The organism is Streptomyces sp. NRRL F-4489 (assembly GCF_001509485.1).
Taxonomy (GTDB): Bacteria; Actinomycetota; Actinomycetes; order Streptomycetales; family Streptomycetaceae; genus Streptomyces.
In genome coordinates this window covers 67,053-91,925 of the sequence record NZ_LLZI01000265.1, presented here as the reverse complement: position 1 = coordinate 91,925, position 24,873 = coordinate 67,053, and the positions used below count along the sequence as shown (strand labels likewise).

The following is a 24,873-nucleotide window of genomic DNA, read 5'->3' as shown; positions in this document are numbered from 1 at the left end:
GTAGGGGCGGGGCCGATGAAGGTGCTGGGGGTGGACCCGGGACTGACCCGGTGCGGAATCGGCGTGGTGGACGGGGTGGCCGGGCGGCCGCTGACGATGGCCGGCGTCGGCGTCGTGCGGACCCCGGCGGACGCCGACACCGCGCACCGCCTGGTGCTGATCGAGCGCGGCATAGAGGAGTGGCTGGACACCCACCGCCCCGAGTACGTCGCCGTCGAGCGGGTCTTCAGCCAGCACAACGTCCGCACGGTCATGGGCACCGCCCAGGCCAGCGCGGTCGCCATGCTGTGCGCCGCCCGCCGCGGACTGCCGGTCGCCCTGCACACCCCCAGCGAGGTCAAGGCCGCCGTCACCGGCTCGGGCCGGGCCGACAAGGCGCAGGTCGGCGCGATGGTCACCCGCCTGCTGCGGCTCTCCGCCCCGCCCAGGCCCGCCGACGCCGCCGACGCCCTGGCCCTGGCCATCTGCCACATCTGGCGCGCCCCCGCGGTCAACCGCCTTCAGCAGGCCCAGGCCGCCGCCCGCCGCACCCCCGTACCCGTACGCACCCTGAAGGGCACCCGATGATCGCCTTCGTCTCCGGCCCGGTCGCGGCCCTGGCACCGGACACCGCCGTCATCGAGGTCGGCGGCATCGGCATGGCCGTCCAGTGCACCCCGGACACCCTCTCCGGCCTCCGGGTCGGCGAGCCCGCCCGGCTGGCCACCTCCCTCGTCGTGCGCGAGGACTCGCTCACCCTCTACGGCTTCGCCGACGACGACGAGCGGCAGACCTTCGAGCTGCTGCAGACCGCCAGCGGCGTCGGCCCCCGGCTGGCCCAGGCGATGCTCGCGGTGCACTCCCCGGACGCGCTGCGGCGGGCGGTGTCCACCGGCGACGAGAAGGCGCTGACGGCCGTGCCCGGTATCGGCAAGAAGGGCGCCCAGAAGCTGCTGCTGGAGCTGAAGGACCGGCTCGGCGCGCCCACCGGCGGCGCCCGCCCGGCCGCGCGGGCCGCCGCGCCGGCCGGCTGGCAGGATCAGCTCCAGGCCGCGCTGGTCGGCCTGGGCTACGCCGCCCGGGAGGCCGACGAGGCGGTGGCCGCGGTGGCGCCGCAGGCCGAGGCGGCCGCCGCCGCGGGCGGCACCCCGCAGGTCCCGCAGCTGCTGAAGGCGGCGCTGCAGACGCTCAACCGCGCCCGGTGAGCGCCGCCGCCCCGCGCCTTCGCCCCCGACCGTACGACCACGCAGGCGGCCCGGCCGCCCCGACCCCGCGAGGCAATCCGCAGTGAACTGGGACGACACCGCACCGTCCGCCGAGGAGACCGCCGGCGCCCCGGCCGACCGGCTGGTGGCGGCCGACGCCGACGGTGAGGAGACCGCCGTCGAGGCCGCGCTGCGGCCCAAGGACCTCGGGGAGTTCGTCGGCCAGGAGCGGGTCCGCGAACAGCTCGACCTGGTGCTGAAGGCGGCCCGCGCGCGCGGCGCCACCGCCGACCACGTCCTGCTCTCCGGCGCCCCCGGTCTGGGCAAGACCACCCTCTCCATGATCATCGCGGCCGAGATGGGCGCCCCGATCCGGATCACCTCCGGCCCGGCCATCCAGCACGCCGGCGATCTGGCGGCCATCCTCTCCTCCCTCCAGGAGGGCGAGGTGCTCTTCCTCGACGAGATCCACCGGATGTCCCGGCCGGCCGAGGAGATGCTCTACATGGCGATGGAGGACTTCCGGGTCGACGTGATCGTCGGCAAGGGCCCGGGCGCCACCGCCATCCCGCTGGAGCTGCCGCCGTTCACCCTGGTCGGGGCGACGACCCGGGCCGGTCTGCTGCCGCCGCCGCTGCGCGACCGGTTCGGCTTCACCGGCCACATGGAGTTCTACGCCCCCGCCGAGCTGGAGCGCGTCATCCACCGCTCCGCCGGTCTGCTGGACGTGGCGATAGAGCCCGAGGGCGCCGCGGAGATCGCCGGCCGCTCCCGGGGCACGCCCCGGATCGCCAACCGCCTGCTGCGCCGGGTCCGCGACTACGCCCAGGTCAAGGCCGACGGCGTGATCACCCGCGAGGTCGCCGCGCGGGCGCTGGGCGTCTACGAGGTCGACGCCCGCGGGCTGGACCGCCTCGACCGCGCGGTGCTCACCGCGCTGCTCAAGCTCTTCGGCGGCGGCCCGGTGGGCCTGTCCACCCTGGCGGTCGCGGTGGGGGAGGAGCGGGAGACGGTCGAGGAGGTCGCCGAGCCGTTCCTGGTGCGCGAGGGCCTGCTGGCCCGGACGCCGCGCGGGCGGATCGCGACCCCCGCGGCCTGGGCGCACCTGGGGCTGGTGCCGCCGCAGCAGGCGGGCGGGGCCGGGCAGCCCGGCCTGTTCCCGGCGTGACGGCGCGGAGACTCGCCCGGTCAGGAACTGCGGTGGGATGCTGGGCGTTGTTCCTGTGGTGCGGACTCGCTTAGACTCCGCCGATGCCGTCCCTATGGACGGTATTTCCACCCCGCTATATGAGACCGCGAGAGCGCGGTCGTGCGAAGGATTTCCGTCCCGTGCCCAATATCGTGACTCTCCTCCCCTTCATCGTCCTCATCGGGGCCATGTTCCTGATGACGCGGTCCGCCAAGAAGAAGCAGCAGGCGGCCCAGCAGATGCGCAATGAGATGCAGCCCGGCACCGGCGTCCGGACGATCGGCGGCATGTACGCCACCGTCAAGGAAATCCACGAGGACACCGTCCTCCTGGAGGTCGCCCCCGGCGTGCACGCCATCTACGCCAAGAACGCCATCGGCGCGGTGCTCGCGGATGAGGAGTACAACCGCATCCTGGACGGTGCCGACCCGGTCGCCGAGGACCACCCGGTCGTGCCGGACGACCTCTCGTCGCTGACCGCCGCCGACGAGGCCACCGAAAAGGGTGACGCGGCCGGCAAGATCGACCTGGGCAAGGCCGGTTCCGGTGAGGCCGCCGCCGAGCCCGCCGCCGACGAGGCCAAGGACGCCAAGGAGGCCAAGGACGCCGGGGCCGAGGAGGCCGCCGGCGAGACCGGCGCCGACAAGGACGGCAAGAAGGCCGGCGGCGCCGACGCGAAGTAGTCATTCCGTAGCGGGGAACCGCGGCGCACCCCCCGATCGGGCGCACCGCGGTTCCCGGACGGTTTAGGCTCCGGCGGGGGCACGTCCCCACAACACTTCGTGGCCGCTCGGCAGACACCCCAGGCCGAGGGGTTGGACAGGGAGAAACGACAAGGTGGCAGCAGCGAAAAAGGGCCGGCGGGCGCCCGCGAGCCAGGGGCATCCGGGGCGCACCCTGATCCTGGTCCTGATCGCGATGGCGGCGCTGGTCGGAGGCATGTTCTACTCCGGCACGCTGACCCCGAGACTGGGCATCGACCTCGCGGGCGGCACCAGCTTCACGCTGGCGGCGCAGAACCAGCCGGGCAAGCCCAACGCGATCAACGAGACCAATATGAACACCGCCGCCGGCATCATGGAGCGGCGGGTCAACGGTCTCGGTGTGACCGAGTCCGAGGTCCAGACGCAGGGCAGCAACCACATCATCGTGAACATCCCCAAGGGGACGGACGCGAAGCAGGCCCGCCAGCAGGTCGGGACGACCGCCCAGCTCGGCTTCCGCCCGGTGCTGACCACCGGTCCGGGCGCCAAGGCCCCCGAGCCCTCCCCCAGCCCGTCCAAGAGCGGCAAGGGCGGCGAGAAGGCCACCGGCGGCAAGGGCAGCTCCCAGCAGAGCGGTTCGCCGACGCCCACCGCCAGTGCGACCACCCAGGGCCGCGCGGTCACCGACGCGCTGAAGAAGCCGTCCGCCACGCCGTCCGCCTCCGCGTCGGACAAGCCGTCCGTACCGCCCACCCCGCCGGTCCCCGGCGGCGCCGACGTTCCCCCGGCCCTGCAGAAGCAGTTCGCCGCGCTGGACTGCTCGACGAAGACGAGCCTGGCCAAGGCCAATGAGCAGGCCGCCGCCGCCAAGCCCAGCGACCCCGTCGTGGCCTGCAAGGACGACGGCACGCAGAAGTACGTCCTCGGCCCGGTCGGCGTCGAGGGCACGGACGTCAAGGACGCCAAGGCGGTCTTCGACAGCCAGCAGGGCCAGGGCTGGATCGTCCAGATGGACTTCACCTCCGACGGCGGCAAGAAGTTCGCCGACGTCACCGGCAAGCTCGCCGCCAAGACGCAGCCGCAGAACCAGTTCGCGATCGTGCTGGACGGCGCGGTGGTCTCCGACCCGCGCGTCAGCGAGCGGCTGAACGGCGGCAACGCCACCATCTCCGGCGGTTTCACCCAGCAGTCCGCCGAGGACCTCGGCAACATGCTGTCGTACGGCGCGCTGCCGCTGTCCTTCAAGATCGACGACGAGACCACGGTCACCGCGGCGCTCGGCGGCGAGCAGCTGCAGGCCGGTCTGATCGCCGGCGCCATCGGCCTGGCGCTGGTCGTCATCTACCTCGTCGCCTACTACCGCGGGCTGGCGCTGGTCGCCCTGGCGAGCCTGGGCGTCTCGGCGGTCCTGACGTACACGATCATGACGCTGCTCGGCCCGGCCATCGGCTTCGCGCTGAACCTCCCGGCGGTCTGCGGCGCCATCGTCGCCATCGGTATCACCGCCGACTCGTTCATCGTCTACTTCGAGCGCATCCGGGACGAGATCCGCGAGGGCCGCACGCTGCGCCCGGCGGTGGAGCGCGGCTGGCCGCGGGCCCGCCGCACGATCCTGGTCTCCGACTTCGTGTCGTTCCTGGCCGCCGCGGTGCTGTTCATCGTCACCGTCGGCAAGGTCCAGGGCTTCGCGTTCACGCTGGGCCTGACCACCCTGCTCGACGTGGTCGTGGTCTTCCTCTTCACCAAGCCCCTGATGACGCTGCTGGCCCGGCGGAAGTTCTTCCACGACGGCCACTCCTGGTCCGGCCTGGATCCGCAGCGCCTGGGCGCCAGGCCGCCGCTGCGCCGCCGCCGCACCGCCCCCACCCAGACGAAGGAGGCGTGAGATGTCCAAGCTCGGCAACCTCGGCGCCCGGCTCTACCGCGGTGAGGTCGGCTACGACTTCATCGGCAAGCGGAAGATCTGGTACGGCATCTCGATCCTCATCACCATCACGGCCATCGTCGGCCTGGCGGTGCGCGGCCTGAACATGGGCATCGAGTTCTCCGGCGGCGCGGTCTTCACCACCCCGAAGACCTCGGTCTCCACCACCGAGGCCCAGCACCACGCCGAGTCCGCGGCGCCAGGCCACCAGGCCATGGTGCAGCAGCTCGGCGGCGGCGCGCTGCGCATCCAGATCAGCGGTCTGGACACCAAGCAGTCGCTCCCCGTCCAGGAGGAGATCGCCAAGGACCTCAAGGTCCCGGTCAAGGACGTCAACACCCAGCTGGTCGGCCCGAGCTGGGGCGAGCAGATCGCCGACAAGGCGTGGCTGGGCCTGGGCATCTTCATGGTCCTGGTGGTCCTCTACCTCGCCGTCGCCTTCGAGTGGCGGATGGCGGTCGCGGCGCTCGTCGCGCTGATCCACGACCTGACGATCACCGTCGGCGTCTACGCCCTGGTCGGCTTCGAGGTCACCCCCGGCACGGTCATCGGCCTGCTGACCATCCTCGGCTACTCGCTCTACGACACCGTCGTGGTCTTCGACAGCCTCAAGGAAGCCTCCAAGGACATCACCAAGCAGACCCGCTTCACGTACAGCGAGATCGCCAACCGCAGCATCAACGGCACCCTGGTCCGGTCGATCAACACCACGGTGGTGGCGCTGCTGCCGGTCGCCGGGCTGCTGTTCGTCGGCGGCGGCGTGCTGGGCGCGGGCATGCTCAACGACATCTCGCTGGCCCTGTTCGTGGGTCTGGCCGCCGGCGCATACTCGTCGATCTTCATCGCGACGCCGCTGGTCGCCGACCTGAAGAACAGCGAGCCGCAGATGAAGGCGCTGGCCAAGCGGGTCGCCGCCAAGCGCGCCTCGGCCGCCGCCAAGGAGGCCGCCCGCCAGGAGGACGCGGACGACCCCGAGGACGGCGCCGCCGCGGTGGTCGGCCCGCAGCCGGCCGCCCGCGACCGCGGCGGCCGCGGCCGCCCGTCCGGGAGGCGCCGGTGACCGCCCCCGCCGAACTCCGCGAGCTGCTGCTCAGCCGGATCACGGACGTCCCGGATTACCCGGAGCCCGGTGTGGTGTTCAAGGACATCACCCCGCTGCTCGCCGACCCGGCCGCGTTCCGTGCGCTGACCGCCGCCTTCACGGACCTGTGCACGCGCTTCCGGGCGGACAAGGTCGTGGGCCTGGAGGCCCGAGGCTTCATCCTGGCCGCGCCGGTCGCGGTGGCCGCCGGTATCGGTTTCGTACCGGTCCGCAAGGCCGGCAAGCTGCCCGGCGCGACGCTCGGCCAGGCGTACGAGCTGGAGTACGGCACCGCCGAGATCGAGATGCACGCCGACGCGCTGGCGCCCGGCGACCGGGTGCTGGTGATCGACGACGTGCTCGCCACCGGCGGCACCGCGGACGCGTCGCTGCAGCTCATCCGCCGGGCCGGCGCCGAGGTGGCCGGTCTGGCGGTGCTGCTGGAGCTGGGTTTCCTGGCCGGCCGGGAGCGGCTGGAGCCGGGTCTGAAGGGCGCTCCGCTGGAGGCGCTGATCACGATCTGAGGGCGCCGCCGGGCACCGCCCGGCACCTCCGCGGACGGCGGGGGCATCCGGAACAAACCGGGTGCCCCCGCCGCTGTGTCATGTACGGACCCATGGCCACCCGGCAGCCCTGGCCATCGGCTCGATACCATGGCACCCCGGCCGCTTCTAGGCCACGGGGTCCGTACCCGCATGAGGAGTGCCCTTGCCAGACGAGGCCCAGCCGCTCTCCCCCGGACCGCGTCCGGCGGGCACCCCCGCCGTGCGCCCGGACGAGCCGAAGCCGCAGCCCGCGGTTTCCTCCGACGCGCCGAAGCCCGAGCGGCCGGGCGCGCCCGCCGGCCCCGCCGCGCCCGCCGGCCGGCCCCGCCCGGCCCCCGCACCGCAGCCGCCGGCCAAGCCGCTGCCGCCCGCCCCGGCCGGCCGCTCCGGCTCGCCCAACCGCGTCCGGGCCCGCCTCGCCCGGCTGGGCGTCCAGCGCTCCAGCCCGTACAACCCGGTCCTGGAGCCGCTGCTGCGCGCGGTGCGCGCCAACGACCCCAAGATCGAGACCGCCACGCTGCGCCAGGTCGAGCGGGCCTACCAGGTCGCCGAGCGCTGGCACCGCGGCCAGAAGCGCAAGAGCGGCGACCCGTACATCACCCACCCGCTCGCCGTCACCACCATCCTCGCCGAGCTGGGCATGGACCCGGCGACGCTGATGGCGGGGCTGCTGCACGACACCGTCGAGGACACCGAATACGGCCTGGACACCCTGCGCCGGGACTTCGGCGACCAGGTCGCGCTGCTGGTGGACGGCGTCACCAAGCTCGACAAGGTCAAGTTCGGCGAGGCCGCGCAGGCCGAGACGGTCCGCAAGATGGTCGTGGCGATGGCCAAGGACCCGCGCGTCCTGGTCATCAAGCTCGCCGACCGGCTCCACAACATGCGCACCATGCGCTACCTCAAGCGGGAGAAGCAGGAGAAGAAGGCCCGCGAGACGCTGGAGATCTACGCCCCGCTGGCGCACCGGCTGGGCATGAACACCATCAAGTGGGAGCTGGAGGACCTCGCCTTCGCGATCCTCTACCCCAAGATGTACGACGAGATCGTCCGGCTGGTCGCCGAGCGCGCGCCCAAGCGGGACGAGTACCTCGCGATAGTGACCGACGAGGTCCAGGCCGATCTGCGCGCCGCCCGCATCAAGGCCACCGTCACCGGCCGGCCCAAGCACTACTACAGCGTCTACCAGAAGATGATCGTGCGCGGCCGCGACTTCGCCGAGATCTACGACCTGGTGGGCATCCGCGTCCTCGTCGACACCGTCCGGGACTGCTACGCGGCGCTCGGCACCATCCACGCGCGGTGGAATCCGGTCCCCGGCCGGTTCAAGGACTACATCGCGATGCCGAAGTTCAACATGTACCAGTCGCTGCACACGACGGTGATCGGCCCCAACGGCAAGCCCGTCGAGCTGCAGATCCGCACCTTCGACATGCACCGGCGCGCCGAGTACGGCATCGCCGCGCACTGGAAGTACAAGCAGGAGGCGGTGGCCGGCGCGTCCAAGGTGCGCACCGACGCGCCGCGCGGCGCCGGCAAGGGCGTCGGCCAGGACACCGTCAACGACATGGCCTGGCTGCGGCAGCTGCTGGACTGGCAGAAGGAGACCGAGGACCCGGGCGAGTTCCTGGAGTCGCTGCGCTTCGACCTCTCCCGCAACGAGGTCTTCGTCTTCACGCCCAAGGGCGATGTGATAGCGCTGCCGGCCGGCGCCACCCCGGTCGACTTCGCGTACGCGGTGCACACCGAGGTGGGCCACCGCACGATAGGCGCGCGGGTCAACGGCCGGCTCGTCCCGCTGGAATCGACGCTGGACAACGGCGACCTCGTCGAGGTCTTCACCTCCAAGGCGCCCGGCGCGGGCCCGTCCCGCGACTGGCTGAGCTTCGTGAAGTCCCCCCGGGCCCGCAACAAGATCCGCGCGTGGTTCTCCAAGGAGCGCCGCGACGAGGCCATCGAGCAGGGCAAGGACGCCATCGCCCGCGCGATGCGCAAGCAGAACCTGCCCATCCAGCGCATCCTGACCGGTGATTCGCTGGTCACCCTCGCGCACGAGATGCGCTATCCGGACATCTCCTCGCTCTACGCGGCCATCGGCGAGGGCCATGTCGCCGCGCAGGGCGTCGTCCAGAAGCTGGTGCAGGCGCTCGGCGGGCAGGACGAGGCCACCGAGGACATCGCCGAGTCCACTCCGATCCGGCCGCGCTCCAAGCGCCGGTCCAGCGCCGACCCGGGCGTGGTCGTCAAGGGCGTGGACGATGTGTGGGTCAAGCTGGCGCGCTGCTGCACGCCGGTGCCGGGCGACCCGATCATCGGGTTCGTCACCCGCGGCAGCGGCGTCTCGGTGCACCGCGCCGACTGCGTCAACGTCGATTCGCTCTCGCGTCAGCCCGAGCGGATCCTCGAGGTCGAGTGGGCGCCCACCCAGTCGTCGGTCTTCCTGGTCGCCATCCAGGTGGAGGCGCTGGACCGCTCCCGGCTGCTGTCGGACGTCACCCGGGTCCTGTCCGACCAGCACGTCAACATCCTCTCGGCGGCCGTGCAGACCTCCCGGGACCGGGTCGCCACCTCGCGCTTCACCTTCGAGATGGGCGATCCCAAGCATCTGGGGCACGTCCTGAAGGCGGTGCGGGGCGTGGAAGGGGTCTACGACGTCTACCGTGTGACCTCGGCCCGCCGGCCCTGACGGTACGCGGCCCGGCACGGGCGAGGGGGAGCAGACGATGGGGGAGGACGTGCTCGGCGGCCGGTACCGCCTGGTCCGGCTGATCGGGCGGGGCGGGATGGGCGCGGTCCACGAGGCGGTGGACACCGAGCTGGACCGCCGGGTGGCGGTCAAGCGGCTGTACGGCGCGGGCGGGCCGGACGCCGCCGCGGTGGCCCTGGCCCGGCTGCGCCGGGAGGCCCAGGCGCTGGCCCGGATCAGCCACCCCGGCGTCGTCCAGGTCCATGACAGCGGCCGGCACGAGGACCGCCCGTATCTCGTCATGGAGCTGCTGGACGGGGTGGACCTCGCCAAGCTGGTGGCGGCGCACGGCCCGCTGCCGCCGCCGGTGGCCGCCGCGGTGGGGCTGGGGATGTGCCGGGCGCTGGCCGCCGCGCACTCCGCCGGGGTGCTGCACCGGGACGTCAAACCGACCAATGTCATGGTCACCCGGTCCGGCCGGGTGGTGCTCCAGGACTTCGGGCTCGCCCGGATCGCCGAGGAGCCGGCCATCACCCGCGCCGGGGCGCTGATCGGCACCCCGCAGTACATGGCCCCGGAGCTGATGCGCGGTGAACTCCCGGGCCCGGCGGCCGACTTGTACGGTCTCGGCGCCTGCCTGTATCTGATGCTGACCGGTACGCCGCCCCTGGGGTCGGACGCCGACGACGTCGGCCTCCTGGTGGAGCGGGCGGTCGGGCCGGGCGTCCCGCGGCTGGCCGGGGGCGAGGGCACCGGCGTCCCGCGCGCCCTGGCGGACCTCGTGGACGGGCTGTGCCGGCAGGAGGCGGCCGCCCGCCCGGACACCGCCGCCGTCGAAGCGGTGCTGGCCGCGCTGCCGGACGCGGACGGCGAGGGCGCGCTGCGCGAGCTGGTGGCCGCCTGCGTCCGCGAGGAGGCCGTGGAGTTCGTCTACAGCCCGCCGGTCCTGGAGGCGTCCGGCCGGGAGCTGCTGGACTGGGCGGCGATCCCGGAGTACCGGGCCGCGACCGGCGACGAGCGGCGGCCGCTGACCCTCAGCGACGGCACCCGCCAGTTGCTGCTGAGCAGCATGACGCCGGAGAGCGCCCGGTCCCGGCAGCGCGAGGCGGTCAACCTCGTCCTGCGCGGCGACCTCCAGGAGGCGGTGCGGATGCTCACCGCCGTCGCCCAGGTGTGCGCCTCGGCGCTGGGCCCTGACCATCCGACCACGCTGACCAGCCAGTACTGGCAGGCGGTCTGCCTGGCGCGGCTGGGCGCCGGCGCGGAAGCACTGGAACTGTTCTCCCGGGTCAACGCCGGGACCGAGCACAGGAGGGGGCGGGATCATGACTGATCTCGACGTACGGGCGGAGACCGGGCCGGGGGGCGACGCGGAGGCCGAACTCCGTTCCCTGCTGCGGTGGTTGCAGGACGACGAGGAGCTGCGCCGGCAGGTGCGCGGCACCCTGGGCGCCGGACGCGCGCCCCGGCCCGGCGAGATGGGCCTCGGCTTCGACCTGCTCCAACTCGCCGTGGGCACCGCGGTGTCGGCCGGTTCGCTGGCGGTCTCGATCCTTCAGTGGCGCGACACCCGCCGCCGCGCCCCCGGGCTCACCCTGCGCTCCGGGGGCGTGGAGGTCCGCGTGGAGCGCGGTGCGGCCGGCGACGAGGAGACCGTGCGCCGGATCATCGCGCTGCTGGACGGCGCCGCCGGGCTTGCGGACGGCGGCGGTACGGGCGCGGCGGACGGCGCGGGCACCGGGGAGCCCGGGGGCGATGGCCCAACTCCCTGATCCGGCCGCCTCCCGGGCCGTCCTGCTCGGCACCGCCGCCTACCGCCACCTCGAAGCCCTCCCGGCCGTCGCCGCCAACCTCCGCGATCTGGCCGGGCTGCTCGGCGACGCCACGGTCTGGGGCCTGCCCGAGCACCACTGCGAGGTGGTGCTCGACCCGGCGAACGCCGCCGCGATGCTCGATCCCGTCCACCGCGCCGGCGACGAGGCCACCGACACCCTCCTCGTCTACTACGCGGGCCACGGCATGCGGGATTCGGAATCCGCCGACCTCTACCTCGCGCTGACCGGCTCCCGGGACAGCGTCGGTTACACCGCGGTCGCCTACCAGCACCTGCGCGGCGCCCTGCGCGGCGCCCGCGCCCGCCGCAAGATCGTCGTCCTGGACTGCTGCTTCAGCGGCCGGGCGGTCCGTACGCTGGCCGGCCGCGAGGACGTGCTGGCCGCCCAGGCCGCGGTGGACGGCGCGTACGTGCTGACCGCCTCACCGCGCGACCGGGTCGCGCTGGCCCCCGACGGCGAACGCCACACCGCCTTCACCGGCGAACTCCTCGCCATCCTGCGGCACGGGATCGCCGACGGCCCCGAGCTGATCGACCTGGACACCCTCTACCGGGCGCTGGACGAGCGGCTGCGGGCCAAGAACCGCCCGCTGCCGCAGCGCGCCCAGGAGAACGGCGTCGGACGGCTGCCGCTGGCCCGCAACCGCGCCCTGGCCCGGCGCCACCGGGAGCCCGCCGGGCCGGTCCTGGACTCCGAGGTCCGCGCCGCGATGGTGGCGTCCGGCCTCGGCCTGGCCCGGATGCTGCGCGCGAACGGCGACCACCGCGACGCGCTGCCGGTGCTCCGGCTCGCCCTCCAGGAGCGCGGCCCGGGCGGCGGCGACGGGCTGCTGCCGGTCCAGCTCGAACTTTCCGAACTCCTCGCGGAGACCGGGCAGATCAAGGAGGCCATCGAGGTCCTGGAGCAGGCGTTCCACCAGGCCCGCCAGGTCTACGGCCCGGAGGCGGTGCTGGTCTGCCGGCGGCTGGCCGATCTGCTCCAGGAGTCCGGCAACCACATCCAGGCGTGCGAGGTCCTCAAACACGCCCTGGACCTGCTGGAGACGGGCCACCGCAGCCGCCGCTGACCCCGGGCCCGCCCCCGGAACGCGTAACGGCCCGCCGGGACACCCCGGCGGGCCGTCGCGCGTACGCGCGGCGAGCGTCAGCCGCCGAACTCCTCCAGGCCCTTGAGCGCCTGGTCCAGCAGCGCCTGGCGGCCCTCCAGCTCACGGGCGAGCTTGTCGGCCTTGGCGGTGTTGCCGGCCGCCCGGGCCGCGTCGATCTGCCGGCGCAGCTTGTCGACGGCGTCCTGGAGCTGGCCGGTCAGCCCCGCCGCGCGCGCCCGCGCCTCGGGGTTGGTCCGCCGCCACTCGGCCTCCTCGGCCTCCTGGATGGCCCGCTCGACGGCGTGCATCCGGCCCTCGATCTTCGGGCGGGCATCGCGCGGTACGTGGCCGATGGCCTCCCACCGCTCGTTGATCGCCCGGAACGCGGCCCGGGCCGCCTTCAGATCGGTGACCGGCAGCAGCTTCTCCGCCTCGGCGGCCAGCTCCTCCTTGCGGGTGAGGTTCTCCCGCTGCTCGGCGTCGCGCTCCGCGAAGACCTCGCCGCGCGCCTGGAAGAAGACGTCCTGGGCGCCGCGGAAACGGTTCCACAGGTCGTCCTCGTACTCGCGCTGGGCGCGGCCGGCGGCCTTCCACTCCTGCATCAGCTCGCGGTAGCGGGCGGCGGTCGCGGCCCAGTCCGTGGAGCCGGACAGCGCCTCGGCCTCGGCGACCAGCTTCTCCTTGGCCTTGCGGGCCTCCTCGCGCTGCGCGTCCAGCGACGCGAAGTGCGCCTTGCGCCGCTTGGAGAACGCCGACCGGGCGTGCGAGAAGCGGTGCCACAGCTCGTCGTCGGTCTTGCGGTCCAGGCGGGGCAGGCCCTTCCAGGTGTCCACCAGGGCCCGCAGCCGCTCACCGGCCACCCGCCACTGCTCGCTGGCCGCCAGCTCCTCGGCCTCGGCGACCAGCTTCTCCTTGGCCTGCCGGGCCTCGTCGGCCTGCCGGGCCTTGGCCGCCTTGCGCTCCTCGCGCCGCGACTCGACCGTACCGACCAGGGCGTCCAGGCGCTTGCGCAGCGCCTCCAGATCGCCCACCGCGTGGTGCTCGTCCACCTGCGTCCGCAGGTGCTCGATCGCGGTCAGGGCGTCCTTCGCCGAGAGGTCGGTGGTACGGACCCGCCGCTCCAGGAGGCCGATCTCCACGACCAGGCCCTCATACTTGCGCTCGAAGTAGGCGAGGGCCTCCTCGGGAGTGCCCGCCTGCCACGATCCGACGACCTGCTCGCCGTCGGCGGTACGCACGTACACGGTCCCCGTCTCATCGACGCGGCCCCATGGGTCGCTGCTCACAGCGCCTCCTCCACATGATGCCGGCGCGGGCGTGCGGCCCCCCGGCATCGTCCACAGTTTCTGTCCGGCGGGGCAGCGCCCCGGCGGCCGACGGGCTGGATGTGCGGTGCGGGTGGCAGGCCGTCGGAGCAGGCACCCTACACAACGCCAATCTAGGCGACCGGCGGTCGGCTGTCCGCATCCAGCACGACCGTAATCGCGGTGGGGGCGCCGGAAGACGCCCCCGGGCCGGCCGCCCGGATCAGGTCTTGCGCACCGCCGCCCGGTCGATGACGACCGTGGCGTTGGGCGCGGTGCTGCCGTGCGCCGGGTCGGGGTGCGACCCGGCGGCGGCGATCTTCGTCAGGACGTCCAGGCCGCCGGTGATCCGGCCGAACGGCGTGTAGTCCGCGGGCAGCCGGCTGTCCTCGTAGACGAGGAAGAACTGACTCCCGCCGGAATTCCGGGTCTTGGGGTCCTTGCCGTCGTAGCGGTTGGCCATGGCGACCGTGCCCGCCGGATAGACCCCGCCCTTGATCCGCGGGTCGCGCAGATCCTCGTCGGGGAGGGTGTAGCCGGGCGTGCCCGCGCCGGTGCCCTTCGGGTCGCCGCACTGGAGGATGTGGATCCCCTCGTCGACCAGGCGGTGGCAGCGGGTGTGGTCGAAGTAGCCCTGCCCGGCCAGGAACGCGAAGGAGTTGACCGTGTGCGGCGCCTTGGCCGCGTCCATGGCGAAGGTGATCCGGCCGCAGGTGGTCGACAGCTCGGCGGTGTACGCGGCCGAGGTGTCGACCGTCATCGCGGGCTCCTTCGGCCAGGTCTTCGCCGCCGGAGTGCCCTTGGCGGGGCGGGCGCACGGATCGGCCGGCGGGGCGGCGCCGTCGTCCTTGCGGTCGCCGCCGACCAGGGACGCGGAGGCGTAGGCCGCGGCGCCGGCGGCCAGCGCGAGCGCCACCACGCCGGCGAGGAGGACGTTGCGGCGCTTGGCCCGCCGGGCGGCCTCGGTCCGCCGCTGCTGCTGGCGGGCGTACTTCTGCCGGGCGAGCTCGCGCCGCCGCCGGTCCTTGCTGACCACCCGTCGTCCCCTCTCTGCCGCAATCCGTCGCTGACGTCTGCCGTGGCCGTACCGTATACGGGTTCGCCCTGCCGGGAGTCCCGCCGGTAGGCTCTGGAGCTGCCGAGATGTTCCGGGCGCGGTCCCGCCGGACCGCCCCCCGCCGATCCTTAAGGACGAACGTGCTGATTGCCGGGTTCCCCGCCGGGGCCTGGGGGACCAACTGCTATCTGGTCGCCCCCGCCGCCGGCGAGGAGTGCGTGATCATCGACCCGGGCCACGAAGCGGCCCCCGGCGTCGAGGAGACGCTCAGGAAGCATCGGCTCAAGCCCGTCGCGGTCATCCTCACCCACGGCCACCTCGACCACGTCGCCTCGGTCGTCCCGGTGTGCGGCGCGCACGGCGTCCCCGCCTGGATCCACCCCGAGGACCGCTACATGATGAGCGACCCGGAGAAGGCCCTCGGCCGCTCCATCGGTCAGCAGCTCATGGGCGAGCTGACCGTGGGCGAGCCGGACGACGTCAAGGAGCTCGCCGATGGCAGCGCCCTCCAGCTCGCCGGGATGGAGTTCTCGGTCGCGCACGCGCCGGGCCATACCAAGGGGTCGGTGACCTTCCGGCTGCCCGAGCAGGCGGACATCCCGCCGGTGTTCTTCTCGGGCGACCTGCTGTTCGCCGGCTCCATCGGACGCACCGACCTGCCGGGCGGCGACCACGCCGAGATCCTCCGGTCGCTGGAGCGCGTCTGCCTCCCGCTGGACGACTCGACCGTGGTCCTCTCCGGCCACGGCCCCCAGACCACCATCGGCCGCGAGCGCGCCACCAACCCCTTCCTCCGGCAGGTGGCCGCCGGCCTCGGAGACGGCGACGCGACCGCCGCTCCGCGACGAGGAATGTGACAAGACTTCCGTGAGCACCTTTCAGGCCCCCAAGGGCACCTACGACCTGATCCCGCCGAACTCCGCGACGTATCTGGCGGTCCGCGAGGCGATCGCCGCGCCGCTGCGCAACTCCGGCTACGGCTACATCGAGACGCCCGGCTTCGAGAACGTCGAGCTGTTCGCCCGCGGCGTCGGCGAGTCCACCGACATCGTCACCAAGGAGATGTACTCCTTCGAGACCAAGGGCGGCGACCAGCTCGCACTGCGCCCCGAGGGCACCGCGTCGGTGCTGCGCGCCGCGCTGGAGGCCAACCTCCACAAGGCCGGCAACCTCCCCGTCAAGCTCTGGTACTCCGGCTCGTACTACCGCTACGAGCGCCCGCAGAAGGGCCGCTACCGCCACTTCTCACAGGTCGGCGCGGAGGCGATCGGCGCCGAGGACCCGGCGCTGGACGCCGAGCTGATCATCCTGGCCCACCAGGCATACCGCTCGCTGGGCCTGCGCGACTTCCGGATCCTGCTGAACTCCCTCGGCGACAAGGAGTGCCGCCCCGTCTACCGCGCCGCGCTCCAGGACTTCCTGCGCGGGCTGGAGCTCGACGAGGACACCCGCCGCCGCATCGAGATCAACCCGCTGCGGGTGCTGGACGACAAGCGCGAGTCCGTCCGGGAGCAGCTGGCCGGCGCGCCGATGCTGCGCGACTACCTGTGCGAGGCGTGCAAGACCTACCACGAGCAGGTCCGCGAGCTGCTGACCGCGGCGGGCGTGGCCTTCGAGGACGACCCGAAGCTGGTCCGCGGCCTGGACTACTACACCCGCACCACCTTCGAGTTCGTCCACGACGGCCTGGGCTCGCAGTCCGCGGTGGGCGGCGGCGGCCGCTACGACGGCCTGTCCGAGATGATCGGCGGGCCCGCGCTGCCGTCCGTCGGCTGGGCGCTGGGCGTGGACCGCACGGTGCTGGCCCTGGAGGCCGAGGGCATCTCCCTCGACATCCCGGCCGCCACCGCCGTCTACGCCGTGCCGCTGGGCGAGGAAGCCCGCCGGGTGCTGTTCGGCAAGGTCACCGAGTTGCGCCGGGCCGGGGTCGCCACCGACTTCGCGTACGGCGGCAAGGGCCTGAAGAACGCCATGAAGTCCGCCAACCGCTCCGGCGCCCGGCTGGCGCTGGTGGCCGGGGAGCGGGATCTGGCCGACGGCGTGGTCCAGCTCAAGGACCTGCGGAGCGGTGAGCAGACGCCGGTCGCGCTGGACGCGGTGGTCGAGGAGGTCCGGCGGGCGCTGGGCTGAGAAGCCCGCCCGCTTCCCGGGGCCCGGACGGCAGCGCGCCGTCCGGGCCCCCGGGCGTTCCCGGCGTCAACGCGCGGGCCGCGGAATCACCCCCGTCCCCGTCAGGACGGCCCGGGTCCACAGGGACGTACGGCACAATGAGGGACGCGGCCGGGTCCGCCGGCCGTGCCACGCCTTGACGGCGAGCCACCTCCCACGGAGCGACGGAAGCGGCCCTATGACGACGACAGCGCTGGACGACGTGTCCACCGACGACGACCGCGCGAGCGCCGCGGGGCAGCCCATCGGCGCCGGCCGCGGCCTGGCCCTGCTGCTGGTGATCACCGGTCTGCTGGGCGGGCTGGCCTCCTGGGTCATCACGCTGGACAAGTTCGAGCTGCTGAAGGACCCGAACTTCAAACCGGCCTGCAGCCTCAACCCGATCATCTCCTGCGGCAGCGTGATGCAGAGCAAGCAGGCGGAGGTGTTCGACTTCCCCAACCCGATGGCCGGGCTGCTCGGCTTCGCGGTGGTGATCGCCATCGGCATGGCCCTGCTGGCGGGCGCCCGCTTCCGCCGCTGGTACTGGCTCGGTCTGAACGCCGGCACGCTGCTCGCCTCGGTCTTCTGCATGTGGCTGATGACCCAGTCGCTGTACGACATCAACGCGCTGTGCCTGTGGTGCACGCTGACCTGGTGCGTGACGGTCCTGATGTTCTGGTACACCACGGCGCACAACGTCAAGCACGGCATCCTGCCGGCGCCCCGGGGCCTGCGCGAGGCGGTCGTGGAGTTCCACTGGGTCGTCCCGGTGCTCTGGTACGGCGTGATCGCGCTGCTGATCCTGACCCGCTGGTGGTCGTACTGGAGCAGCCTGCTGTGAGCCGTGCGGTCCGGGAACCGTCCCGGACCGCCGCGCGGAGTGCGCGCCCCGGCCCGCCGACCCCGGCGGCCGGGGCGTTGTCAGTGGGGTGGCATAGGCTCCATAAGCGTGGAGCCCGACCTGTTCACCGCCGCCGCGGAAGACCGTCAGGAGAAGGACCCGGCGAGGTCCCCTCTCGCCGTACGCATGCGCCCGCGCACCCTCGACGAAGTCGTCGGCCAGCAGCATCTGCTCAAGCCCGGATCGCCGCTGCGGCGGCTGGTGGGCGAGGGAGCCGGCGGGCCGGCCGGTCCGTCGTCGGTGTTCCTGTGGGGCCCGCCCGGCATCGGCAAGACGACCCTGGCGTACGTCGTCAGCCAGGCGACCAACAAGCGCTTCGTGGAGCTGTCGGCGATCACCGCCGGGGTCAAGGAGGTCCGCGCGGTCATCGACGGCGCCCGCCGCGCCTCCGGCGGCTACGGCAAGGACACCGTCCTCTTCCTCGACGAGATCCACCGCTTCAGCAAGGCCCAGCAGGACTCGCTGCTGCCCGCGGTGGAGAACCGCTGGGTCACCCTGATCGCCGCCACGACCGAGAATCCGTACTTCTCGGTGATCTCCCCGCTGCTCTCCCGCTCCCTGCTGCTGACGCTGGAGCCGCTGACCGACGACGATCTGCGCGGTCTGCTGCGGCGCGCGCTGACCGACGCGCGGGGGCTGGCCGGGGCGGTCACCCTCCCCGAGGACACCGAGGCGCATCTGCTGCGGATCGCCGGCGGGGACGCCCGGCGGGCGCTGACGGCGCTGGAGGCCGGCGCCGGATCCGCGCTGGCCAAGGGGGAGAAGGAGATCACCCTCCAGACTCTGGAGGAGGCGGTCGACCGGGCGGCGGTGAAGTACGACCGGGCCGGCGACCAGCACTACGACGTCGCCAGCGCGCTGATCAAGTCGATCCGCGGCTCGGACGTGGACGCCGCGCTGCACTATCTCGCCCGGATGATCGAGGCGGGGGAGGACCCGCGGTTCATCGCCCGCCGGCTGATGATCTCGGCGAGCGAGGACATCGGCCTGGCCGATCCCACGGCGCTCCAGACGGCGGTGGCCGCGGCCCAGGCGGTGGCGATGATCGGCTTCCCCGAGGCCCGGATCACGCTGAGCCAGGCCACCATCGCGCTCGCCCTGGCGCCGAAGTCCAACGCCGCGTATCTGGCGATAGACGCCGCGCTGGCGGACGTCCGGGCCGGCAAGGCCGGGCCGGTGCCCCCGCATCTGCGCGACAGCCACTACAAGGGTGCCCAGAAGCTCGGCCACGGCCAGGGCTATCAGTACCCGCACGACATTCCCGGCGGTATCGCCGCCCAGCAGTACGCCCCGGACGCGGTGCACGGCACGCGCTATTACACCCCCACCCGGCACGGCGCCGAGGCGCGCTACGCGGACGTCGCCGAGCGGGTCCGGGCCCGGCTGCGCGGGGAGGGCGGCGAGCGGGGCGAGTGAGCCCGGCGCGGCGGGTCAGCTCGCGGCCGCGTCGAAGAGGGCGTGCAGCGCCCGGCGCAGTTCGGCGACGTCCCGGACGGGCTCGGGGAAGTCGAAGCGCGCGTCGAAGACCCGCCGCCCGCCGTCGCCGTCCCCGCCGCGCGTACCGCCCCCGGCGCCCTGGACGAAGCGGACCCGCAGCCCGAAGCGGTCCAGCCCCAGCGGGACGGCCTGGTCGCGCCGTCCGCAGACCGCGCCCCCGCGCTCGCCCAGCAGCGCGCACAGCCCGCGCACCTGCTCCGCGTGCGCGCTGTGCAGGTGCTGGAGGAGTTCGGCCTCGTGGGCGACGAGCGGATCGGGCGCGGCGGCGGCGAAGTCGTCCGGTTCGAACGGCTCCGCGCCCCACAGGTCGTCCACCGCGCCCTCGCCGACCTCCAGCCGCAGCAGCGCCCAGGCGGGCCGGCCCTGGTGGCCCGCGTCCGGGCCGGCATCCGGGGCCAGCGCCTCGCCGATGCCGAGGAGTTCGCCGACCGGGTGCCGCTCGGCCAGCAGCATCGCGGCCCGGGCGCGCTGCTCGGTGCGTACGGGCGTGAGCCAGCCGGCGACCCAGGCGCGGCCGCGGACCCGGTGCGGTACGGAGACCGGCGCCACATCGGTGATCTCCATCACGGCGGGCAGGTCGTCGTCCTGGGCGTACGCGGCGGCCCGGGCGGCCGCGCTGTCCCCGGGAAGCAGCATCAGGACGTCGCCCTCGGGCGCGACGGTCCGGCAGACGGGCGCGGAGAGGCCCAGGGGGTCCGGGTCCTCGACGCCGGGGATTTCCAGCGACGCCATACCATGGGAGGCGACGAGAGTACGTACGCGCTCAGCCGCCGAGGGCCGCTGGGCGTCTTCCGCGGGACGCGGCTGACCCGTCCCGGTGCGCTCCGCATCGGGCAGGGGGATCCCAGGTCGAAACATGCGTTCTCCTCGCGCTAAGGTAAGCCTCACCTAACTTACATGGAGGAACGTTCCCCGTGAACCAGTCGCGTCCCAAGGTCAAGAAGTCGCGCGCGCTCGGCATCGCGCTGACCCCCAAGGCCGTCAAGTACTTCGAGGCCCGCCCGTACCCGCCCGGCGAGCACGGCCGAGGCCGCAAGCAGAGCAGCGACTACAAGGTCCGCCTGCTGGAGAAGCAGCGTCTGCGCGCCCAGTACGACATCAGCGAGCGCCAGATGGTCCGTGCCTACGACCGCGCTCGGAAGGTCGAAGGCAAGACGGGCGAGGCCCTGATCGTCGAGCTTGAGCGCCGTCTGGACGCGCTCGTCCTGCGGTCCGGTATGGCCCGCACCATCTACCAGGCCCGCCAGATGGTCGTCCACGGCCACATCGCGGTCAACGACCGCAAGGTCGACAAGCCGTCCTTCCGCGTCCGCCCCGGCGACGTCGTGACGGTCCGCGAGCGCAGCCGCGACAAGCACCCCTTCCAGGTGGCCCGCGAGGGCGGCTACGCCCCCGACGGCGAGACCCCGCGCTACCTGGAGGTCAACCTCCAGGCCCTGGCGTTCCGCCTGGACCGGGACCCCAACCGCAAGGAGATCCCGGTCATCTGCGACGAGCAGCTGGTCGTCGAGTACTACGCCCGCTGACCGACCCGGCCGGCGCACCGCTCCGCCCGCCGACTCCCCGCTGTCCACGGACGGGGAGGCGGCGGGCCGGTGCGTTTCCGGGGCCGGTCCCCGGCCGGTGTGTGTCCGCGGCGGCACGCACCGTACAATCGCCCTCTCCGGTGCCGCGTACGGGAGCCGAAACGCGGTACGGACGGGGCCCTTCGGCGCGATAAGGTCAAGGTTGCCGTTCGAGCGGGACGAAACCAGACCAGACCAGTCGGAGAGTGGTGCCAGCGTGTCCGGTGGAGAGGTGGCCGGGATCCTCGTGGCCGTCTTCTGGGCGATCCTCGTGTCGTTCCTCGCCCTCGTGCTGGTGAGGCTCGCACAGACCCTCAAGGCGACCACCAAGATGGTGACCGAGATCTCCGAGCAGGCCGTGCCGCTCCTCGCCGACGCCTCCGCGACCGTCCGCTCCGCGCACACCCAGCTCGCCCGCGTCGACGCCATCGCCGCCGACGTCCAGGAGGTCACCGCCAACGCCTCCGCGCTCTCCTCGACCGTCTCCTCCGCCTTCGGCGGACCGCTGGTCAAGGTGGCCGCGTTCGGCTACGGCGTACGGCGCGCGATCGGCCGGAAGGGCCGGCCCGAGCCGGACCCCACCGTCATCGTCGGCCGCAGCCTGCCCGGCCCCCGCCGCGGCGCGCGCCGCCCCCGCCGTTCCAAGGACTGATCACCGCGATGTTCCGCCGCGCATTCTGGTTCACCACCGGCGCCGCCGCCGGGGCCTGGGCCACCACCAAGGTCCACCAAAAGCTGCGCAAGCTCCAGCCCGACAGCCTCGCCGCGCAGGCCGCGGAGAAGGCCGTCGAGACCGGGCACCGGCTGCGCCGATTCGCATTGGACGTACGGGCCGGAATGGCGGACCGTGAGGAACAACTGCACGACGCCCTCGGCCTCTCCGAGCCCGCCGGGGCGCCCGAGCTGCCCGCACCGCGCCGCGCGGTGCTCGAAATGCCCTACCGCACCACGAGAACCCCGGGACCGACCGGACCGACCGGAAATGAGGACCACTGATGGAGTCGGCTGAAATCCGCCGCCGCTGGCTGCGCTTCTTCGAAGAGCGCGGGCACACCGTCGTGCCGTCGGCGTCGCTCATCGCGGACGACCCGACGCTGCTGCTGGTCCCCGCGGGCATGGTCCCCTTCAAGCCGTACTTCCTCGGCGAGGTCAAGCCGCCCTTCAAGACGGCCACCAGCGTCCAGAAGTGCGTGCGCACCCCGGACATCGAAGAGGTCGGCAAGACCACCCGGCACGGCACGTTCTTCCAGATGTGCGGCAACTTCTCCTTCGGCGACTACTTCAAGGAAGGCGCCATCAAGTACGCCTGGGAGCTGCTGACGTCTCCCGTGGCGGACGGCGGCTACGGCCTGGAGCCGGAGAAGCTCTGGATCACCGTCTACCTCGACGACGACGAGGCCGAGCGCATCTGGCACGAGGTCGTCGGGGTGCCCAAGGAGCGCATCCAGCGCCTGGGCAAGAAGGAGAACTACTGGTCCATGGGCGTCCCGGGCCCCTGCGGCCCGTGCTCGGAGATCAACTACGACCGCGGCCCGGAATTCGGCGTCGAGGGCGGCCCGGCCGTCAACGACGAGCGCTACGTGGAGATCTGGAACCTGGTCTTCATGCAGTACGAGCGCGGCGCCGGCCTCGGCAAGGAGGACTTCGAGATCCTCGGCGAGCTGCCGTCGAAGAACATCGACACCGGCCTCGGCCTGGAACGCCTCGCCATGATCCTCCAGGGCGTCCGCAACATGTACGAGACCGACACCCTGCGCGTCGTGATCGACAAGGCCGGTGAGCTGACCGGCGTCCGCTACGGCGCCGCCGAGGACTCCGACGTCTCGCTGCGCGTGGTCGCCGACCACATGCGCACCTCCACCATGCTCATCGGCGACGGCGTCACCCCCGGCAACGAGGGCCGCGGCTACGTCCTGCGCCGCATCATGCGCCGCGCCATCCGCAACATGCGGCTGCTGGGCGCCACCGGCCCGGTCGTCGGCGAGCTGCTGGACGTGGTCATCCGCACGATGGGCCAGCAGTACCCGGAGCTGCTGGAGGACCGCCGGCGGATCGAGACGGTCGCGCTCGCCGAGGAGGCCGCCTTCCTCAAGACGCTGAAGGCCGGCACCAACATCCTCGACACCGCCGTCACCGAGACCAAGGCCGCCGGCGGCAAGGTCCTCCCCGGCGACAAGGCGTTCCTGCTCCACGACACCTGGGGCTTCCCGATCGACCTCACCCTCGAAATGGCCGCCGAGCAGGGCCTGTCGGTGGACGAGGACGGCTTCCGCCGCCTGATGAAGGAGCAGCGGGAGCGCGCCAAGGCCGACGCCCAGGCCAAGAAGCACGGCCACGCCGATATGTCGGCCTACCGCGAGATCGCCGACAAGTCCGGCTCCTCGGTCTTCACCGGCTACACCGACACCGAGGGCGAGTCCACCGTCGCCGGCCTGGTCGTCAACGGCGTCTCCGCCCCGGCCGCCCACGAGGGCGACGACGTCGAGGTGGTGCTCGACCGCACGCCGTTCTACGCCGAGGGCGGCGGCCAGCTCGCCGACACCGGCCGGATCCGGCTCGACAACGGCGCCGTCGTCGAGGTGCGCGACGTCCAGCAGCCGGTCCCCGGCGTCATCGTCCACAAGGGCGTGGTGCAGGTCGGCGAGGTGGTGCTCGGCTCCGCCGCGTACGCCGCCATCGACGTGCACCGCCGCCGGGCCATCGCCCGCGCGCACAGCGCCACCCACCTCACCCACCAGGCGCTGCGCGACGCCCTGGGCCCGACCGCCGCCCAGGCCGGTTCGGAGAACTCCCCGGGCCGCTTCCGCTTCGACTTCGGCTCGCCGACCGCGGTGCCCGGCTCGGTCCTCACCGACGTCGAGCAGAAGATCAACGACGTCCTCGCCCGCGAACTCGACGTGCACGCCGAGGTCATGAGCATGGACGAGGCCAAGAAGCAGGGCGCCATCGCCGAGTTCGGCGAGAAGTACGGCGAGCGGGTCCGCGTGGTGACCATCGGCGACTTCTCCAAGGAGCTGTGCGGCGGTACGCACGTCCACAACACCGCCCAGCTGGGCCTGGTGAAGCTGCTCGGCGAGTCCTCCATCGGCTCCGGCGTGCGCCGCGTCGAGGCCCTGGTCGGCGTGGACGCGTACAAGTTCCTGGCCCGCGAGCACACCGTCGTCTCGCAGCTGACCGAGCTGGTCAAGGGCCGCCCGGAGGAGCTGCCGGAGAAGATCTCCGGTGTCCTGGCCAAGCTGAAGGACGCCGAGAAGGAGATCGAGAAGTTCCGCGCGGAGAAGGTCCTGGCGGCCGCGGCCGGGCTGGCCGAGGGCGCCAAGGACGTCCGCGGGGTGGCGCTGGCCGCCGGCCAGGTCCCCGACGGCACCACCGCCGACGACCTGCGCAAGCTGGTCCTCGACGTGCGGGGCCGGATCCAGGGCGGCCGCCCCGCCGTGGTCGCGCTGTTCGCGGTGGCCAACGGCCGCCCGGTGACCGTCATCGCCACCAACGAGGCCGCCCGCGAGCGCGGCATCAAGGCCGGCGACCTGGTCCGCGCCGCCGCCAAGACGCTCGGCGGCGGGGGCGGCGGCAAGCCCGACGTCGCCCAGGGCGGCGGCCAGAACCCGTCCGCCGTGCCCGAGGCCATCGAGGCCGTCGAGCGGCTCGTGGCCGAGGCGGCCTGACCGAGGTGGCAGAGATGCGACGCGGCCGCCGCATCGCCGTGGATGTCGGGGACGCCCGGATCGGGGTCGCCTCGTGCGACCCCGACGGGGTCCTCGCCACCCCCGTCGAGACCGTGCCGGGACGCGATGTCCCGGCCGCGCACCGGCGGCTGAAGGCGATCGTCGAGGAGTACGAGCCGCTGGAGGTCGTGGTCGGCCTGCCCCGCTCCCTCAGCGGGGGAGAGGGGCCGGCCGCGGCCAAGGTCCGGGCCTTCGCCCGCGAACTGGCCCGGAACATCGCGCCGGTCGGCGTCCGGCTGGTCGACGAGCGGATGTCGACGGTCACCGCCACCCACGGCCTGCGCGCCTCCGGCGTCCGCAGCAAGAAGGGCCGCTCGGTGGTCGACCAGGCCGCCGCGGTGGTCATCCTCCAGAGCGCCCTGGAAACCGAACGGACGTCCGGCCGGCCTCCCGGGGAGAACGTCGAAGCGGGCGTCTGATCGCGGTACGGTAACGTTC

General features: G+C 73.1%; 23 protein-coding genes. 20 read left to right on the top strand and 3 right to left on the bottom strand.

Features of this window, described 5'->3' with window-relative positions; genetic code table 11:
- Positions 1-15 precede the first annotated feature (15 nt).
- The 11 genes from ruvC (at position 16) to ADL22_RS28105 (ending at position 12,214) form a co-directional block, all read left to right on the top strand.
- Entirely contained in the window at positions 16-567 is a 552-nt protein-coding gene (gene ruvC, locus ADL22_RS28155) for a crossover junction endodeoxyribonuclease RuvC (RefSeq protein ID WP_066985830.1), read from the top strand.
- On the top strand, positions 564-1,184 hold the full coding sequence (gene ruvA, locus ADL22_RS28150; RefSeq protein ID WP_066985827.1) for a Holliday junction branch migration protein RuvA: 621 nt from the start codon (positions 564-566) through the stop codon (positions 1,182-1,184). Before ruvC ends, ruvA begins: the two co-directional genes overlap by 4 nt.
- A gap of 82 nt (positions 1,185-1,266) precedes the next feature.
- Positions 1,267-2,352 (top strand): Holliday junction branch migration DNA helicase RuvB, encoded by a 1,086-nt coding sequence (ruvB, locus tag ADL22_RS28145; RefSeq protein ID WP_066985824.1) that lies wholly within the window; start codon positions 1,267-1,269, stop codon positions 2,350-2,352.
- A gap of 161 nt (positions 2,353-2,513) precedes the next feature.
- Positions 2,514-3,056 carry a preprotein translocase subunit YajC gene (gene yajC, locus ADL22_RS28140; protein ID WP_267890208.1) on the top strand — a complete coding sequence of 181 codons (543 nt, stop codon included), beginning with the start codon at positions 2,514-2,516 and terminating at the stop codon, positions 3,054-3,056.
- A 154-nt stretch (positions 3,057-3,210) separates the two neighbouring features.
- Positions 3,211-4,962, top strand: coding sequence for a protein translocase subunit SecD (gene secD, locus ADL22_RS28135; protein WP_066985818.1), 1,752 nt, complete (start codon positions 3,211-3,213; stop codon positions 4,960-4,962).
- A gap of 1 nt (position 4,963) precedes the next feature.
- On the top strand, positions 4,964-6,061 hold the full coding sequence (gene secF, locus ADL22_RS28130) for a protein translocase subunit SecF (RefSeq protein ID WP_066985815.1): 1,098 nt from the start codon (positions 4,964-4,966) through the stop codon (positions 6,059-6,061).
- Positions 6,058-6,606, top strand: coding sequence for an adenine phosphoribosyltransferase (locus ADL22_RS28125; protein ID WP_066985812.1), 549 nt, complete (start codon positions 6,058-6,060; stop codon positions 6,604-6,606). Before secF ends, ADL22_RS28125 begins: the two co-directional genes overlap by 4 nt.
- A gap of 184 nt (positions 6,607-6,790) precedes the next feature.
- Positions 6,791-9,313, top strand: a complete 2,523-nt coding sequence (locus tag ADL22_RS28120; protein ID WP_066985809.1) for a RelA/SpoT family protein — start codon at positions 6,791-6,793, stop codon at positions 9,311-9,313.
- A gap of 37 nt (positions 9,314-9,350) precedes the next feature.
- Positions 9,351-10,646, top strand: a complete 1,296-nt coding sequence (locus ADL22_RS28115; protein ID WP_066985807.1) for a serine/threonine-protein kinase — start codon at positions 9,351-9,353, stop codon at positions 10,644-10,646.
- The gene (locus ADL22_RS28110; protein WP_066985804.1) at positions 10,639-11,085 is read left to right on the top strand and encodes an effector-associated constant component EACC1; all 447 of its coding nucleotides are present in this window, start codon (positions 10,639-10,641) and stop codon (positions 11,083-11,085) included. The genes ADL22_RS28115 and ADL22_RS28110 overlap by 8 nt, the downstream gene beginning before the upstream one ends.
- On the top strand, positions 11,069-12,214 hold the full coding sequence (locus tag ADL22_RS28105) for a caspase, EACC1-associated type (protein WP_066985801.1): 1,146 nt from the start codon (positions 11,069-11,071) through the stop codon (positions 12,212-12,214). The genes ADL22_RS28110 and ADL22_RS28105 overlap by 17 nt, the downstream gene beginning before the upstream one ends.
- 77 nt (positions 12,215-12,291) lie before the next feature.
- Here ADL22_RS28105 and ADL22_RS28100 read toward each other — a convergent pair whose 3' ends face one another.
- Both ADL22_RS28100 and ADL22_RS28095 read right to left on the bottom strand, forming a co-directional pair.
- Positions 12,292-13,521: a DUF349 domain-containing protein gene (locus ADL22_RS28100; protein ID WP_066985798.1), complete on the bottom strand. Its 1,230-nt coding sequence runs from the start codon at positions 13,519-13,521 to the stop codon at positions 12,292-12,294.
- Between the two features lie 241 nt (positions 13,522-13,762).
- Entirely contained in the window at positions 13,763-14,575 is an 813-nt protein-coding gene (locus tag ADL22_RS28095; RefSeq protein WP_066985795.1) for a peptidylprolyl isomerase, read from the bottom strand.
- 161 nt (positions 14,576-14,736) lie between these two features.
- Here ADL22_RS28095 and ADL22_RS28090 point away from each other — a divergent pair, with 161 nt between their 5' ends.
- From ADL22_RS28090 to ADL22_RS28075, 4 genes are all read left to right on the top strand, one after another.
- Positions 14,737-15,453, top strand: a complete 717-nt coding sequence (locus ADL22_RS28090) for an MBL fold metallo-hydrolase (protein WP_066985792.1) — start codon at positions 14,737-14,739, stop codon at positions 15,451-15,453.
- Positions 15,454-15,463: 10 nt separating this feature from the next.
- The gene (gene hisS / locus ADL22_RS28085) at positions 15,464-16,726 is read left to right on the top strand and encodes a histidine--tRNA ligase (RefSeq protein WP_066985789.1); all 1,263 of its coding nucleotides are present in this window, start codon (positions 15,464-15,466) and stop codon (positions 16,724-16,726) included.
- 217 nt (positions 16,727-16,943) lie between these two features.
- A complete protein-coding gene (locus tag ADL22_RS28080) occupies positions 16,944-17,588 on the top strand; it encodes a vitamin K epoxide reductase family protein (protein ID WP_066985786.1) in 645 nt (214 codons plus the stop codon).
- A gap of 108 nt (positions 17,589-17,696) precedes the next feature.
- The gene (locus ADL22_RS28075) at positions 17,697-19,064 is read left to right on the top strand and encodes a replication-associated recombination protein A (RefSeq protein WP_066985783.1); all 1,368 of its coding nucleotides are present in this window, start codon (positions 17,697-17,699) and stop codon (positions 19,062-19,064) included.
- Positions 19,065-19,079: 15 nt separating this feature from the next.
- On the opposite strand, the gene ADL22_RS28070 is transcribed toward ADL22_RS28075, so the two are convergent.
- Complete coding sequence (locus ADL22_RS28070) at positions 19,080-19,877, bottom strand: DUF2470 domain-containing protein (protein WP_066985780.1); 798 nt, start codon at positions 19,875-19,877, stop codon at positions 19,080-19,082.
- Positions 19,878-20,059: 182 nt separating this feature from the next.
- Here ADL22_RS28070 and rpsD point away from each other — a divergent pair, with 182 nt between their 5' ends.
- The 5 genes from rpsD (at position 20,060) to ruvX (ending at position 24,854) form a co-directional block, all read left to right on the top strand.
- The gene (rpsD, locus tag ADL22_RS28065) at positions 20,060-20,671 is read left to right on the top strand and encodes a 30S ribosomal protein S4 (RefSeq protein ID WP_066985777.1); all 612 of its coding nucleotides are present in this window, start codon (positions 20,060-20,062) and stop codon (positions 20,669-20,671) included.
- 256 nt (positions 20,672-20,927) lie between these two features.
- Positions 20,928-21,362: a DUF948 domain-containing protein gene (locus tag ADL22_RS28060; RefSeq protein WP_199836392.1), complete on the top strand. Its 435-nt coding sequence runs from the start codon at positions 20,928-20,930 to the stop codon at positions 21,360-21,362.
- Between the two features lie 8 nt (positions 21,363-21,370).
- A complete protein-coding gene (locus tag ADL22_RS28055; protein ID WP_066985771.1) occupies positions 21,371-21,706 on the top strand; it encodes a DUF6167 family protein in 336 nt (111 codons plus the stop codon).
- Positions 21,706-24,375 carry an alanine--tRNA ligase gene (gene alaS, locus ADL22_RS28050; RefSeq protein WP_066985768.1) on the top strand — a complete coding sequence of 890 codons (2,670 nt, stop codon included), beginning with the start codon at positions 21,706-21,708 and terminating at the stop codon, positions 24,373-24,375. The genes ADL22_RS28055 and alaS overlap by 1 nt, the downstream gene beginning before the upstream one ends.
- 14 nt (positions 24,376-24,389) lie before the next feature.
- Positions 24,390-24,854 carry a Holliday junction resolvase RuvX gene (ruvX, locus tag ADL22_RS28045; protein ID WP_066985766.1) on the top strand — a complete coding sequence of 155 codons (465 nt, stop codon included), beginning with the start codon at positions 24,390-24,392 and terminating at the stop codon, positions 24,852-24,854.
- Positions 24,855-24,873: the final 19 nt, after the last annotated feature.

What these genes read in the sequence shown, in the direction of transcription:
- ruvC (WP_066985830.1), top strand. Translation starts at nt 16, where the DNA reads ATGAAGGTGCTGGGGGTGGACCCGGGACTGACCCGGTGCGGAATCGGC.
- ruvA (WP_066985827.1), top strand. Translation starts at nt 564, where the DNA reads ATGATCGCCTTCGTCTCCGGCCCGGTCGCGGCCCTGGCACCGGACACC.
- secF (WP_066985815.1), top strand. Translation starts at nt 4,964, where the DNA reads ATGTCCAAGCTCGGCAACCTCGGCGCCCGGCTCTACCGCGGTGAGGTC.
- ADL22_RS28115 (WP_066985807.1), top strand. Translation starts at nt 9,351, where the DNA reads ATGGGGGAGGACGTGCTCGGCGGCCGGTACCGCCTGGTCCGGCTGATC.
- ADL22_RS28110 (WP_066985804.1), top strand. Translation starts at nt 10,639, where the DNA reads ATGACTGATCTCGACGTACGGGCGGAGACCGGGCCGGGGGGCGACGCG.
- ADL22_RS28105 (WP_066985801.1), top strand. Translation starts at nt 11,069, where the DNA reads ATGGCCCAACTCCCTGATCCGGCCGCCTCCCGGGCCGTCCTGCTCGGC.
- ADL22_RS28080 (WP_066985786.1), top strand. Translation starts at nt 16,944, where the DNA reads ATGACGACGACAGCGCTGGACGACGTGTCCACCGACGACGACCGCGCG.
- ADL22_RS28070 (WP_066985780.1), bottom strand. Translation starts at nt 19,877, where the DNA reads ATGGCGTCGCTGGAAATCCCCGGCGTCGAGGACCCGGACCCCCTGGGC.
- ADL22_RS28055 (WP_066985771.1), top strand. Translation starts at nt 21,371, where the DNA reads ATGTTCCGCCGCGCATTCTGGTTCACCACCGGCGCCGCCGCCGGGGCC.
- alaS (WP_066985768.1), top strand. Translation starts at nt 21,706, where the DNA reads ATGGAGTCGGCTGAAATCCGCCGCCGCTGGCTGCGCTTCTTCGAAGAG.
- ruvX (WP_066985766.1), top strand. Translation starts at nt 24,390, where the DNA reads ATGCGACGCGGCCGCCGCATCGCCGTGGATGTCGGGGACGCCCGGATC.